14 protein-coding genes, 1 pseudogene and 1 riboswitch are annotated in these 13,343 nt (G+C 34.2%); of the genes and pseudogenes, 10 read left to right on the top strand and 5 right to left on the bottom strand.

Features of this window, described 5'->3' with window-relative positions; all coding sequences use genetic code 11:
* Positions 1-11: 11 nt before the first annotated feature.
* Genes ACQVV1_RS25805 through ACQVV1_RS25795 form a run of 3 tightly spaced genes read right to left on the bottom strand, consistent with a single transcriptional unit; the run spans position 12 to position 3,022 of the window.
* Positions 12-1,019, bottom strand: coding sequence for a FecCD family ABC transporter permease (locus ACQVV1_RS25805; RefSeq protein WP_098555160.1), 1,008 nt, complete (start codon positions 1,017-1,019; stop codon positions 12-14).
* Positions 1,016-2,056 carry a FecCD family ABC transporter permease gene (locus ACQVV1_RS25800; RefSeq protein ID WP_242256100.1) on the bottom strand — a complete coding sequence of 347 codons (1,041 nt, stop codon included), beginning with the start codon at positions 2,054-2,056 and terminating at the stop codon, positions 1,016-1,018. Before ACQVV1_RS25800 ends, ACQVV1_RS25805 begins: the two co-directional genes overlap by 4 nt.
* Positions 2,057-2,104: 48 nt before the next feature.
* Positions 2,105-3,022: an iron-hydroxamate ABC transporter substrate-binding protein gene (locus ACQVV1_RS25795; protein ID WP_242256098.1), complete on the bottom strand. Its 918-nt coding sequence runs from the start codon at positions 3,020-3,022 to the stop codon at positions 2,105-2,107.
* Positions 3,023-3,354: 332 nt separating this feature from the next.
* On the opposite strand from ACQVV1_RS25795, the gene ACQVV1_RS25790 reads away from it, so the two are divergent.
* Positions 3,355-4,404 carry an NAD(P)/FAD-dependent oxidoreductase gene (locus ACQVV1_RS25790; protein WP_309259643.1) on the top strand — a complete coding sequence of 350 codons (1,050 nt, stop codon included), beginning with the start codon at positions 3,355-3,357 and terminating at the stop codon, positions 4,402-4,404.
* A gap of 196 nt (positions 4,405-4,600) precedes the next feature.
* Here ACQVV1_RS25790 and ACQVV1_RS25785 read toward each other — a convergent pair whose 3' ends face one another.
* Positions 4,601-4,969 carry a hypothetical protein gene (locus ACQVV1_RS25785; protein WP_242256094.1) on the bottom strand — a complete coding sequence of 123 codons (369 nt, stop codon included), beginning with the start codon at positions 4,967-4,969 and terminating at the stop codon, positions 4,601-4,603.
* A gap of 181 nt (positions 4,970-5,150) precedes the next feature.
* Between ACQVV1_RS25785 and ACQVV1_RS25780 the strand changes: the two genes are divergently transcribed.
* The 7 genes and pseudogenes from ACQVV1_RS25780 to ACQVV1_RS25750 all read left to right on the top strand — a co-directional run bounded on the left by ACQVV1_RS25780 (position 5,151) and on the right by ACQVV1_RS25750 (position 10,247).
* Positions 5,151-5,390 (top strand): helix-turn-helix domain-containing protein, encoded by a 240-nt coding sequence (locus tag ACQVV1_RS25780; protein WP_080468318.1) that lies wholly within the window; start codon positions 5,151-5,153, stop codon positions 5,388-5,390.
* Between the two features lie 253 nt (positions 5,391-5,643).
* Positions 5,644-6,177, top strand: coding sequence for an LSm family protein (locus ACQVV1_RS25775; protein ID WP_242256092.1), 534 nt, complete (start codon positions 5,644-5,646; stop codon positions 6,175-6,177).
* Positions 6,178-6,198: 21 nt separating this feature from the next.
* Positions 6,199-6,642 (top strand): spore coat protein, encoded by a 444-nt coding sequence (locus ACQVV1_RS25770; RefSeq protein WP_242256089.1) that lies wholly within the window; start codon positions 6,199-6,201, stop codon positions 6,640-6,642.
* 178 nt (positions 6,643-6,820) lie between these two features.
* Positions 6,821-7,489, top strand: coding sequence for an LSm family protein (locus ACQVV1_RS25765; protein WP_242256087.1), 669 nt, complete (start codon positions 6,821-6,823; stop codon positions 7,487-7,489).
* A gap of 236 nt (positions 7,490-7,725) precedes the next feature.
* Positions 7,726-8,991, top strand: a complete 1,266-nt coding sequence (locus tag ACQVV1_RS25760) for an S-adenosylmethionine decarboxylase related protein (RefSeq protein WP_242256085.1) — start codon at positions 7,726-7,728, stop codon at positions 8,989-8,991.
* A 167-nt stretch (positions 8,992-9,158) separates the two neighbouring features.
* Positions 9,159-9,652 (top strand): annotated as a pseudogene (locus ACQVV1_RS25755) (ATP-binding protein); the annotation flags it as partial.
* A gap of 214 nt (positions 9,653-9,866) precedes the next feature.
* The gene (locus ACQVV1_RS25750; RefSeq protein WP_242256151.1) at positions 9,867-10,247 is read left to right on the top strand and encodes a hypothetical protein; all 381 of its coding nucleotides are present in this window, start codon (positions 9,867-9,869) and stop codon (positions 10,245-10,247) included.
* Between the two features lie 27 nt (positions 10,248-10,274).
* Here ACQVV1_RS25750 and ACQVV1_RS25745 read toward each other — a convergent pair whose 3' ends face one another.
* Entirely contained in the window at positions 10,275-10,907 is a 633-nt protein-coding gene (locus ACQVV1_RS25745; protein ID WP_242256083.1) for a cyclase family protein, read from the bottom strand.
* Between the two features lie 83 nt (positions 10,908-10,990).
* Positions 10,991-11,103, bottom strand: a riboswitch (SAM riboswitch).
* A 149-nt stretch (positions 11,104-11,252) separates the two neighbouring features.
* Here ACQVV1_RS25745 and ACQVV1_RS25740 point away from each other — a divergent pair.
* Positions 11,253-12,362 (top strand): PRK06851 family protein, encoded by a 1,110-nt coding sequence (locus tag ACQVV1_RS25740; RefSeq protein WP_431169701.1) that lies wholly within the window; start codon positions 11,253-11,255, stop codon positions 12,360-12,362.
* Between the two features lie 122 nt (positions 12,363-12,484).
* Positions 12,485-13,249 carry a nucleotidyltransferase domain-containing protein gene (locus tag ACQVV1_RS25735; protein WP_242256080.1) on the top strand — a complete coding sequence of 255 codons (765 nt, stop codon included), beginning with the start codon at positions 12,485-12,487 and terminating at the stop codon, positions 13,247-13,249.
* Positions 13,250-13,343: the final 94 nt, after the last annotated feature.

Here is a 13,343-nt window from a genome sequence, read left to right as displayed (position 1 = left end):
GAGGGTGTTTTTTACGCCTTTTTAAGCAACAAATACATAAAGTAAGGAGCACCAATTAAAGCAACAACAATACCTGCCGGGATACCGTTAGGTTCAACGATATTTCGTCCGATTGTGTCTGCTAATAGTAATAGCCACCCGCCGATTAAAAGGGCAATAGGCATGAAGATTTGATGCCTTGGACCTACTAAAGATTTTGCGATGTGAGGAGCCATCAGCCCGATAAAGCTAATTCCTCCTGTTACGGAAACAGCAGCTGCTGCAAGCGCAACGGCTGCAACTAATAAGTATCTGCGTTCTTTTTCAATTTCAATTCCAACGCCAATTGCGACTGGTTCGTTTAATGCTAGAATGTTTAATCGATTTGCTTTATAGAAAACAAACGGAATTAATACGATTAACCATGGGAGCATTGCGAAAATGAAGATCCAGTCATCTCCCCAAATATTTCCGGCAATCCATTTTGAAATAAAGTCTACTTTCATACGATCTGCGGATGAAATAAGGACAATCATCGTTCCAGATAGTGCAAATGCAAAACCGATACCGGTTAATGTTAATCGTACCGGCTGAAGTCCTGTTGATTTGCTATATGAAAATACGTAAATTAGAACAGCTGTCAGAAATGCCCCGATAAATCCAACGACAGGTAGTAAGTAAAGAAATGAACCTACATCTATTGGAAAGTATAAAAAGAAAATAGCGACAGCAACACCGGCCCCAGAGTTAATTCCGAGAATACCAGGTTCAGCTAAATCATTTCGGGTAATTCCTTGCAGAATAGCCCCTGATAAAGCGAGAGCCATACCAGCTAATAATGTAATGATAATTCTAGGTAGCCTTAAAGAGTATAAAACAAACTCTTCTTTAAAGGTTCCTTGTCCCATTAGTGTTGGGAGTAGCCGATCATAAGATAAAGAGGCTGAACCGAGTCCCATTCCAATTACAATGGTTGTAATGGTTATTATAAGTAAAGCGAGTATGATAAGACGTTGTTTTCTTAAAATAGATGGCATCATGAGAACGTTTTTCCTCCTTTACGAACAATGAATAGGAAGAATGGTAACCCTACAATTGCGACAATAGCGGCAACTGGTGTTTCGTACGGAGCGTTAATCGTACGTCCAATTGTATCTGCCAGTAGCATAAAGGAAGCGCCAGCAATTGCTGACATCGGTATAACAAATCGGTAATCTGGACCGACAATAGGGCGCACCATATGAGGCACCATTAAACCGATAAATGCCATATTTCCGACAAGCGCTACAGAAGCACCAGCAAGTAAGATGATAATGATAAATAAAATGGTTTTAATGAAGATAATTTTTTGACCGAGTCCAATAGCTACTTCTTCACTGAAACTAAGGACTGTTAATTTTTTTGCTAGTAAGATAGCGATAAAGATACTGATTGAAATAACGGGAATAATAACTTTTAATTGGCTCCAAGTTGTTCCAATTACGCCTCCAGCAGTCCAAAGTGATACATCTTGTGAAATTTTGAAGTAAATGCCGACTCCTTCTGAAATTGCGAGTAGAAATGCTGAAACGGCAGCACCAGCTAATACAATTCGAAGAGGGGAGAGCCCGCCTTTTTTCACCATACCAATTCCAAATACCATAATTGCGCCAACAGCAGCCCCGATAAAGCAAGCTAATGTTAAGTAAAGGTAGTTGATGGAAGGATTGAAAGCAAGTGTAAGTGCAAGCGCAGCATTGGCTCCACCAGATAGCCCTAGTAATCCAGGATCTGCAAGTGGATTTCGTGTCAATCCTTGCATAATTGCTCCAGAAACAGCAAGTCCAGCTCCTACAAAAATAGCAGCAACTTCACGTGGCAAACGTATCTCGCGAATGATAGATATTTTGTCCCCTTTAGCGGAGGAAGTGAGTGCTAACCATACGTCTTTTATAGAAGTATCAGCAGCACCTACCACCATTGCAACCATAAAAATAAGAAAGAATGCAATTATGCTCAAAATTAGTTTGTATGTAAAAGCAATAGAACGTGTATTATCATGATCTTTTGTCATTCGTTTCACATCTTTTCTGTTCATAGAATAAAGGAAGAGGAATTCTTAAATTAAGAATTCCTCATGTTTGTATTATTTACCAAGAAAGCTCTTCTTAAAGAAGTCTAGTTGGAAATCTAATGTAAGTGGATCATTGAAATAGAATTCCATCATGTTTGCTTCGTATACGCGATTGTTTTTTACTGCTGGGATGTTTTTATATGATTCTGTCTCTTGGAATGAGTTATCAGTCTCTTTGTTTTTACTTACGATTAAGTAATCACCAGCAAACTCAGGTAATACCTCAGTAGATAATGCGTAATAACCTTCTTTTAATGCTTTTTCTTTTACTTTTTCAGGCATTTTTAATTTCATTTCTTGGTACAGAATTTCTGTTCCACGGCCCCAGTTCTCGCCGTAAACATAAAGCTGTTTGTTGAAGTTTTCTACAACAGAAACTGTTGCATCTTCACCGATTTTTGCTTTAATTTCTTTACCAGCTTCTTGTGCACGTTTCTTGAAGTCATCAACCCAAGTTTTTGCTTCTTTTTCTTTGTTTAATAATTTACCGATTTCTAAATGCTGTGTTAAGTAATCAACTTTTCCGTAAGTGTATGTTACAGTAGGAGCGATTTTCTTTAACTTATCAACATTTTTAATATTTGATAAACCAATGATTAAATCTGGATTTAGTTCAGCGATTTTTTCAACATTTTCATCTGATACTTCAGCAACATCTTTAAGTTTGCTATCAAAACGTGGGTTTTGTTTAGACCATGAATCTACCCCAACAAGATTTACACCTAATGACATTACGTTACCAGCGAATGATGATAAAACAACAACGCGTTTTGGATTTGCAGGAACTTCTACTTTACCATTTTCAGATTGGTATGTAATTGTTTCTGATTTACTACCTTTTGCATCGTTCTTTTTGTCAGTAGAGCCATTGCTACAAGCGCTCATAACAAGAACGAAAAGAACTGTTAGTGAAATAAATAACTTTTTCATTGTCTTTCTCCTTTAACATAGATGATATGTTTATACAATAATTTGTTTAACTGCAATTTTTTTGAATGAGTAGTGGTAATGCAAAATGTTTATTAAAAATCTTGAATATGAGATTTCACAATATAGTATTAGCCATATTAATGAAAGAAGATGTAATCTCAAATTTGCTAATTATTAACAAATTGATAATGATTATCACTATTGATTCTTTAAATAATATAATTTTATATAGGTGTATTGTCAATAGTAATTTTGATTGTAAATTTTGCAGAAACAGGTTATATTTTATTGAGAATGATAATCAATGATTAGTAGCTGAGGAGTGAGCACGAATGAATCGAGAAGAATTGTTTGATGTAACTGTGATAGGCGGAGGACCTGCAGGGCTTTATTCAGCTTTTTATAGTGGACTCAGAGAGATGAAAACGAAAATAATAGAATTTCAACCACAGCTAGGTGGAAAAATACATGTTTATCCAGAGAAAATGATTTGGGATGTAGGTGGACTATTACCAGTTACAGGTGATAAATTAATTGAACAACTTGTACAACAAGGGCTAACATTTAAGCCAGAAGTGGTATTAGATACAAAAATAGAATCGATTATTCGCAATGAAGATGGTACTTTTACATTAAAAACAAGCACTGGAGAAGAACATTTTTCAAAAACAGTTATTGTTGCAACTGGAAGTGGTATATTGAAACCGCAAAAGTTATCAATTGAAGGTGCTGAGCGATTTGAAGTATCAAATTTAAATTATACAGTGAAATCTTTAAAGCGTTTTAAAGATAAGACAGTCATTATTTCTGGTGGAGGTAATTCTGCCGTTGATTGGGCAAATGAATTAGAACCAATCGCAAAAAAGGTGTATGTAACATATAGAAAAGAAGAGTTATCTGGTCATGAAGCACAAGTGAAGCAGCTGCTGAACAGCTCAGCGGAGTGTTTCTTTAATACCTCTATTACAAAATTAATTGCTGGTGATAACCATGAAGCGATTGAATATGTAGAACTAACGAACCATGAAACAGGTGAAGTGTCTCATTTACCTATTGATGAAGTTATTATTAACCATGGATATGAGCGTGACATTACATTATTAGAAAATAGCGAGTTAGACGTTGCGATTATAGATAATTATTATATTGCTGGTAATGCAAACAGTGAGTCTTCAGTAGATGGATTATATGCTGCTGGGGATATCTTAAAGCATGAAGGCAAATTACATTTAATTGCAGGAGCATTCCAAGATGCTGGAAATGCTGTAAATAAAGCGAAACAATTCATTCAACCAGATGCAAGTGAATACGGAATGGTTTCTTCGCATAATGAAGTATTTAAGAAGAGAAATCGTGAATTGATTAAGCAGATGATGAAATAATAAAGGGGCAAGTAGAACCCCCATTTACTTCTCTATTCGAGTGACGAGAGAGGTAAATGGGGGTTTTCCTGTTTACTATATTTTCACTCATTATAATGACACCGGTTTCATCAGTTCATGTGACATGAACGTTTTATTTGTAAATCTTCCTAGAAAACAATGAATCTATGTTTTGCTGACGCAGAACAGTATTAAATTATGCGGTCCCTTTAGCTCGTTCGTTAGGAAATGGCATATTTAATATAGAAGCAATGTACTGTTTTCCGTGCATTCGAGCTAATGATTCTAATATTTGGCGAACACGTTTTGTAAGATGACCTTGTTTTTTTATTTCCTCACAATATGCGTCATAGAAAACGTATTTAGCCCAAAGGAAATCATCTTGTTGGAATAAGAAATGATTCTTGTACCATTCCCCAATTGTATGGTAACAATTGTTTTCCTGTATTGCTGCGCTTTGAGAAAGAATACGATCAGATAAAGATGTAGTTAAATGAGAAATTGTGTTTTCTGTTTCAACTTGTAATGTTTTTTCTAACATTGTAATGATGTGACGAGTAGCCATATGTTAACTCTCCTTTGTGTAAATGGGTAATACCATTCTATATTTAAAAAATTCTTACTATATACTATTATACAATATATGGAATGCATCTACCTGCTTTTTAAGTCGCATTTACAAAATCTTTTTTATTTGTTTACAAAAATAAAGTAAGATACAGTATATATGAAAAAATAATAAAGGAATGAACGCGTTGTATATAACAGTAGAAGAAGCTGCGGAGTATTTGAATTTACCAAAGTCGTATATTGAAGAGCTAATTCAGCAAAAGAAAATTCGTGCACTATTTGATGGAGATCAATATTTATTAAATAAAGAACAATTCAATACACATTTAGAACAAATGGAGAAATATAAGCAATTAGTGGAAGAAATATTGAACGAACCAATTCCAGAAGATATGGATGTTAAAGACGAAGATTAAACTATGGAAATCCCGTATGAAGATATGCAGAAATGTGTCTTCATACGGGATTTTTAGTTTCAAGATATCAAAATTTTAAGGAGTCCCCAGGATTTTTTTGGAATTTGATAGGTAGTAGTCTACCATGTTAAAAGCATATTTTTTTATAGCTAGGACAAACATAGAGAACGTAACCTGTACAGATACATATACTATCAGTGCAAAAGCTTATAAATTAATGAAAAGCTTATAAATTAATGGAAGGGGTTTTCTCGTGAGTTTATTTCATTGGGATTTTTTGGAAGGTTTAATTGGATCTTATGTAAGAGTAAACAGAGGTGGACCAGAATCTCAAAAAGGAACAATAGTATCATTAGGTGTGGACTACTTCGGATTAGAGAATGAAAAAGGAGAGAACCATTACTACCAGCTTCGCCATCTGAAAAGCATTACCCAAAATACGAAAGATGGTGGAGTAGGTGATTTAGAATGGGGAGAAGAAGACATTGCAGAAGACTTTGAAACGCTACTTCAAAGCTTCAAATACCGCTGGGTGAAAATTAACCGTGGTGGACCAGAGAAAATTGAAGGTATTTTACAAGATGTTTCTGGCGGTTATGTAACATTGATTATTAAAGAAGAAGTTGTATTAATTGCACTATCTCATATTAAGAGTGTTAATTATAATGCATCTGTAAGTGGAGAAAGTGATGAGAGTAGTGATGAGAGTAGCAATGAGAAAAGTAATGAAAACAGCAATAATTCAAGTCGAGCTCGCGCACTAAGACAATCAAGTAGAGGAAGATAAAACAGAAAGGAGGGTATGAATTTGAAGGATGTATTATGCTGTGATCAAATCAAAGGTTTAGTTGGTGAGAATGTAAAAGTAAATCTTCGTGGACCGGAAAGTCGAGTAGGTGTACTGTCATTGTTAGGAAAAGATTACCTTACACTACAATTACCTCATGGAGAATTAGTGTATTATCAGCTGAAACATGTGAAGAGTTTAGTCAGAAAAGTGAAAGAGGCACAAGGAGAATCTGGTTCATGTTTTTATGCGGAAGAAGATACTTTTTTAGATGTATTAAATGACTTGAAGTATAAATGGATAAAGATTAATCGTGGTGGACCAGAGTGTGTGGAAGGTTTATTAAGTGATATACATGATGGAAATATTACACTAGTTAACGGTGATGAGGTCATTTATGTGATTAATTCCCATATTAAGAGTGTGAGTCAAATAGTTAAAAACAAAAAGAATGAAGAAGAATAATGTTTAATAAATAAAAGGGGCATTATGATTGAAAGTGAAGAATGATTTCATATTTCTCTGTAATTATTTTGGGATATATGAAAAAGGGTTTCTTACTATTAAAAAACAGAACATTGCCCCTGATTATTTTTAGAATAAAAGAAAGGGAAATTTTAATTTCATAGGAAGGAGGATATAGATGAATGAGTTAAACAAAAGTATTGGAGAAAATATATATGTTAAATTGATCGGTGAAAAAAGATTTAAAGGTGTATTAATAGACGTAGGAAATGATATCGTTGTTCTTTATAATGGACAAGACTACGTGTATATATCTTTATACCATGTACAATATTATAAATTTTTAAGACCACATGATGAAGAAATATCAAAACCAGATGTTGATTCTGTAATTAAGAGGGAATCTCCTTCAATTTCTTTGAGGAAAGTATTAAGTACTTCTAAAGGGATTTTCACAGAAATTTATGTAGCTGGAAATGCTCCAATACATGGGTATGTCACAAGTATAATGAACGATTATATTGTTTTTTATAGTCCAGTTTATAAAACTGTATATATATCTTTAAAACACTTGAAATGGTTAATTCCGTATAAAGAAAATCAAGTGCCTTATGCCCTCAATAAAAACGAACTCCCCGTAAATCCATTAAATATTACGTTAGCTAGAACATTTGAAGAACAGCTTATTAAAATGGCTGGCAAAATCATGGTGTTCGATTTAGGTGAGGAATCTAATAAGATTGGAAAGATGGCGAAGATTGATGAAGGGCATATTGAAATATTAAAAGCACGTGATGCGAAAATGTATGTAAATATTCAACATGTAAAATCTGTCCATTGTCCGTAAGCTAGTTGAAAGGGCTGGCTTTTTCTTTTATATGCAGAAGAAAAGGTCGAGCCTATTTGTTTAGCCTGATTTGAATATGAGGGGAAAAATGAATTGAATATAAATGTGTTAGTGTGACCGTTGAAGAGGAAATCTTGTGCTAAATCATAAAAAATATGTACGAGCTATCTTTTGATGTATTCAATTTATTTTTTGAGGGAGAACTGCTTAACTAATTTATTAAAGGGGTTTTGTTTGTGGAGCAGTTTCCAAATTCGTTATCGATTACATTACTTGGTAGTGCTGGTGGAGCAGCAAAAGCAGTTTTAGCAATTTTAAATCAAGCGATAGTAAATGAAAAAGACCCGATTTATGAGGCGATAAAGAATGTTACATTTCATTTAGTTGATATAAAACAAAAAGATAGGACTTATTATGATGAGTTGTTTCCAAATTTGAAAAATCAATTGTTTTTATATGAAATAGACCTCCAAGATGTCGTGACATTTAAACAGCATTTAAAAGAAAGTAGTACGAGTGTTGTTATTGATGTTTCAGGGGCAGATACGATTAGAGTATTAAAATGTTGTAATGAACTTGGAATTTGTTATATTAATTCAGCTTTGGAAAATGAGGCAGTAGATCAGGACGATAGTTTAATCGGCTTTCAGCTTACGGAAAGATATACGAGGTTTGAGAAGGAGAAAGGGAAGTTTACAAATACAAAAGCAATTATAGGCTCGGGTATGAATCCAGGTGTTGTTCAGTGGATGGTTGTTGAACTTATGAAGGAACGCCCAAATGAAAAGCCAAGAGCATGTTATATAGTAGAACATGATACGTCATTTTTGAATGATACAGCACTAATAAAGCCTCATACACTTTATGCTTCATGGGCAGTAGAGCGATTTCTAGATGAAGCGATATGGAGTTATCCGATGTATATGAGTCATCATCGTCCCCTTTATTTTTATGAAGATGTATATGCTTCAGAGTATAAAGTAAAGTTAGGAGAGAAAGAGTTTTATGGTTGCTTAATGCCACATGAGGAAGTTTTAATTTTAGGGAAAAACTTCAATATGGAAGTTGGGTTTCTTTACCGAATTAATGAGTATACAACAAATGTAATTAGGCAGAATTTAGATAAGGTAGAAGATTTATGGAACTGGAATCGTAAAGTATTTAATCCAGCAGAAGAAGAGATTGCTGGCGAGGATTTAGTTGGTGTATTACTCGTTTATGAAAATAGCGAGACATATATGTATAACGTAATGAATAGTAGCCAAGTTTTTCGTAAATATAAAACGAATGCAACTTACTTCCAAGTAGGGTGCGGAATTTATGCTGGCTTGTGTAGTTTACTTTTTGATAACTTTAAACAAGGTGCCTATTATGTAGAGGAATTATTATTAAATACAGAAAGTAAGTATGGAGAATATTTAAATTTATATATGAAGGACTTTGTAGTGGGGAGTAATGATTTTACGAATGGGTTGCTACATGATCGGGTAAGATGGATATAAGTTATAGCGAAAAGGAAGGGGATGGGGATCCCCTTCCTTTTCGTATTGCCCTGAAAGCAATTTCATACTGATAATTTAAGGAGATAATATATAGAGTGTTTGTATAGAACATGAGGAGTATTTATATAAATAAATTTAAAAGCTTTATCTATGAGGAAAAAGAAGCCTTAAAAGTATTTGAAAGAATTAACGGGTTTGTTAGTGAATTGATGTTATTAGGAAAATCGAAATCAACGAATTATGAATGGCGTAATATACGGGAAATCCTTTTATATGTTGTACAGCTAATGGAAAGTTATGCAGCACGATATAGAGTGAAATTTCATATGCGAGTAGATGGAAATCTACCTGTTATAAATGGTGATGATAAACAATTAAAACAAGTGTTATTAAAAATGGAATAGAATCAATGCCAGCAGGTGGAGATATTCATATTCGTGCATATCAAAAAACTGAAAGGCATTTGTGTATTTCTGTTGAAGATCAAGGTTTTGGTATAGAGAAGGTTGGAAAAGCTATTTACACAACAAAGGAGAATGGTACGGGACGAATTGGGTTGATGATCACATATAAAATTATTAAGGAACATCAAGGAAGTACTGCGATTCAAAGTAGCGTGGGGATAGGAACGAAAGTGGAGATTTTTTTACCGATAGTATAATGTGCTAGAAGAAAATATTTTTCAGAAAAGTGTTCTTGTTGTGTAAATATAAACATTTTATAAAATGTTTCAAGAAGGGTTTTTTTTATAAAATACTTCGTTTATAATGGAGGAAAATATCGACATGAGATTTGTTATTCATGTAACGGTTACGGTAGTAAGGGGTGCACGCGCATCCTTTTTTCTATGCAGATATGATGAAAGGGGTGGTATGATGGAATTAACATTAAATTCGACTGTATGCTTGCACACGATTCAATTTCGAAAAGAGCAAAAGAATTATATTGTAAAAGATACAATTACAGGAGAAAAATATGAAATGCCGCCACTTTGGATTGATGCATTGGCAATGATGCGTGACGGTTTTTTATTGGGGGAAATTGAGGAGAAATTGAAAGAAGAGTATCCAGCCGAAGAAATAAATATGTTAGCATTTACGAGGCAACTGTTAGAGCTAGAGCTTGTCGATATGGTAGATGGGGAAGAAATAGCTTGTACAAAGAAGAAAGAGAAAGATTATTTAGCTTGGGTACGTCCTCGTGTCGAGCAATTCTTTCTTAATTTAAATAAAAAATATAGAAGCAAAGGTCAATGATGACCTTTGCTTTTTTGTATAATTTGTTTAAAAAATAACAGCGAATGCTCTTGCAAAAGCACCGTCACTATCTTTAATTTTTAAAGGTGCAGCAGAGAAAAAGAAACGTTCCGTGTTAATGGCATCTAAGTTTGTTAAGTTTTCAATTAAATAAATATTATTCCCAAGTAGTATATGATGAATCGGTGATGTTTCTGTCGTTACCTCATCAGGAGAAATGAAATCTAAACCGACAGATTTTATTTTTAATTGAACTAGTTCTTCAGCTAATTCTTCAGAAAGATAAAAAGCTTCTTTCTCATACGCATCTGTATTCCATTTAGTAGATAGATTGGAATGGAAAATAACAATATCGCCTTCTTGTATATCAACATCATCCAGTACTTCCTTACGTAACTTTCTCTCTTGAATATGGGTTACATCGATAAGAACGGCTTCGCCTACAAATTGATCAAGGGGTAATTGATCGATGGTCGTTGCGCCTGAAATGAAATGCGCAGGAGCATCACAATGCGTACCAACATGAACGACAGAATGAAAATCTGTAACTTGATAGCCTGTCTCTTCAACGCTTGTAATGGCTTCTAGATTGATTTTTGGTGTTCCAGGGAATTGAGACATATTGTTTTCAAATGTTTGTGATAGGTCAATTACTCTCACTTTAAATACCTCCAATATACGTTTTAAAATATAAAAAACCCATCCTTCATAATCAAGAAAGATGAGCTTTACATACTAGTTGAGTCTTATCTTCCAAAATGCAATGCATTTTGCAGGAATTAGCACCTATTCAGTTTGTATAAACTGAGGTTGCTGGGCTTCAAAGGGCCGGTCCCTCTGCCTCTCTTGATAAAGGTATATTCAATTTAAAATTCGGAATTTTCATGATAATAAAATTGTAATTCATTTCCTTTTTTTCTGCAATGCAAAATAGGTATTCACCCAAATAAAGTTGCTCGCATATTATAGCTTATGTAAATAGAATGCTGCGAAGGAGTGAGTGCAGTGACAGGAAATGTATTGAATTATTATGCTGGTGGAAATACAGCTAGAGGATTTCATAATTTATACGAAGAGAATTTAAAAGGGCTAAACAGGTTATTTATTTTAAAGGGTGGCCCTGGAACGGGGAAATCTTCTTTAATTAAGGCAATAGGTCGTGAATGGGTTGAAAAAGGATATGGTATTGAATTTTTACACTGTTCTTCTGATAACAAATCGGTTGACGGTGTAATTATCCCGAAGTTAAAAGTAGGAATTGTTGATGGAACATCACCGCATGTGATTGAGCCGAAAATGCCAGGAGTCGTCGAGGAATATATCAATTTAGGGGTTGCTTGGGACTCAGATAAATTAAGAAAGCAAAAGGTGGAAATTGAACGATTTGTTTCAGAAGCAAGCAAAGCTTTTCAAACAGCGTACGCTTGTTTTAACGAGGCATTAGTTATACATGATGAGTGGGAGAAAATATATATTAATAATATTGATTTTAATAAAGCAAATGAACTAACAGATCAGCTGATTCAGAAATTGTTTACAGATAAAGGCGGGAAACAATCTCTTGTGAAACATCGCTTTTTAGGAGCAGCTACACCGAAAGGAGCAGTTGATTTTGTTCCTAATTTAACAGAAGGATTACCACATCGTTATTTTATAAAAGGGCGCCCAGGCTCTGGGAAATCAACAATGCTCAAAAAATTAGCTAAAGCGGCAGAAGAAAAAGGATTTGAAGTTGAAGTATATCATTGTGGATTTGATCCAAATAGTCTTGATATGGTTATCGTAAGAGAATTAGGGTTTGCAATTTTTGATAGCACCGCACCACATGAATATTTTCCAAGTCGCGAAGGTGATGAGATTATAGATATGTATGCCCTGATTGTGACACCAGGGACAGATGAGAAGTATGCGGCAGAAATTCGAGACGTGTCGATTCAATATAAAGCAAAAATGAATGAGGCAATGTCTTTCTTAGCGAAAGCAAAATCGGTTCGTGATAAATTAGAACGAATTTATATTGCTGCTATGGATTTTTCAAAAGTAGACGCATATAAAGAGGAGATTCAAAAAGAGTTTGAACGAATTGCGGTTAGTGTAACAGAAAAGAACAAATAAAAAAATGAGGAATTTTGACAGGCTGTCGGGAATTTTCTGACAGCTATTTTAGTATGTAGTAAACTTAGTAGTATATTTGTCGAATTTCCAAGGAAATAATCAAAAAATGGAGAGGGTATGAAATGAGAGAGAAAATTAGGACAGAGTTAGAAAGAATTGAAAAAGAGAATGATGTAAAAATTTTATTTGCGGTGGAATCCGGGAGCCGTGCTTGGGGATTTCCATCGAAAGATAGTGATTATGATGTTAGGTTCGTTTATATACACCCTGTAGAATGGTATTTATCAATTCAGGATAAACGTGATGTAATTGAATATCCGATTAGTGATGATTTAGATATAAGCGGATGGGATATTAAAAAGGCGTTACAACTATTCGCAAAGTCGAATCCAGCATTACTGGAATGGATTCGATCACCAATTTTTTACTCGAAAAACTCTAATTTTCCAGAACAGCTTCAGCAAATGAGTGAAAAGAATTTTGATCCAAAAGCAACGATATATCATTATTTACATATGGCTTCGAAAAATTATCGTGAATTTTTGCAAGGTGAGAATGTAAAGTTGAAAAAGTATTTTTATGTATTGCGTCCTATTTTAGCTTGTAAGTGGCTAGAGGAGAAAACAGCTTTGCCTCCAGTAGAATTTGATCGATTGATTACAGAGTTATCATTAGAACGTAGCGTATTAGATGAAATTGAAAAGTTGTTAATAAAGAAAAAAGCAGGTACTGAATTAGATATTGGTTTGAAAATTGAAGTGTTGAATCGATTTTTAGAAGAACAAATTCATTACTATCAGCAATATGTAAAAGGAATTGAAAAGGGATCAGGGATCGATATTGAGAGTTTAAATACATTGTTTCGAGATATGTTGTTTGCAGAATAAAAGAAAGAGCACAAATAAATGATATGATCCCCTTATAGTAGACAGGAAAAAGAAAGCACATTAACCTGTTTACTATAAGGGGATTTTTCTGTGG

The sequence above is a fragment of the Bacillus basilensis genome (assembly GCF_050630465.1).
Lineage (GTDB): Bacteria > Bacillota > Bacilli > Bacillales > Bacillaceae_G > Bacillus_A > Bacillus_A basilensis.
The sequence above is the reverse complement of the archived record's forward strand: the minus strand, read 5'-3'. Positions and strand labels throughout refer to the sequence as shown.

Coding starts and splice junctions, on each gene's coding strand:
- ACQVV1_RS25790 (WP_309259643.1), top strand. CDS start 3,355: ATGAATCGAGAAGAATTGTTTGATGTAACTGTGATAGGCGGAGGACCT.
- ACQVV1_RS25780 (WP_080468318.1), top strand. CDS start 5,151: ATGAACGCGTTGTATATAACAGTAGAAGAAGCTGCGGAGTATTTGAAT.
- ACQVV1_RS25750 (WP_242256151.1), top strand. CDS start 9,867: ATGGAATTAACATTAAATTCGACTGTATGCTTGCACACGATTCAATTT.
- ACQVV1_RS25785 (WP_242256094.1), bottom strand. CDS start 4,969: ATGGCTACTCGTCACATCATTACAATGTTAGAAAAAACATTACAAGTT.
- ACQVV1_RS25795 (WP_242256098.1), bottom strand. CDS start 3,022: ATGAAAAAGTTATTTATTTCACTAACAGTTCTTTTCGTTCTTGTTATG.
- ACQVV1_RS25735 (WP_242256080.1), top strand. CDS start 12,485: ATGAGAGAGAAAATTAGGACAGAGTTAGAAAGAATTGAAAAAGAGAAT.
- ACQVV1_RS25765 (WP_242256087.1), top strand. CDS start 6,821: ATGAATGAGTTAAACAAAAGTATTGGAGAAAATATATATGTTAAATTG.
- ACQVV1_RS25800 (WP_242256100.1), bottom strand. CDS start 2,056: ATGAACAGAAAAGATGTGAAACGAATGACAAAAGATCATGATAATACA.
- ACQVV1_RS25805 (WP_098555160.1), bottom strand. CDS start 1,019: ATGATGCCATCTATTTTAAGAAAACAACGTCTTATCATACTCGCTTTA.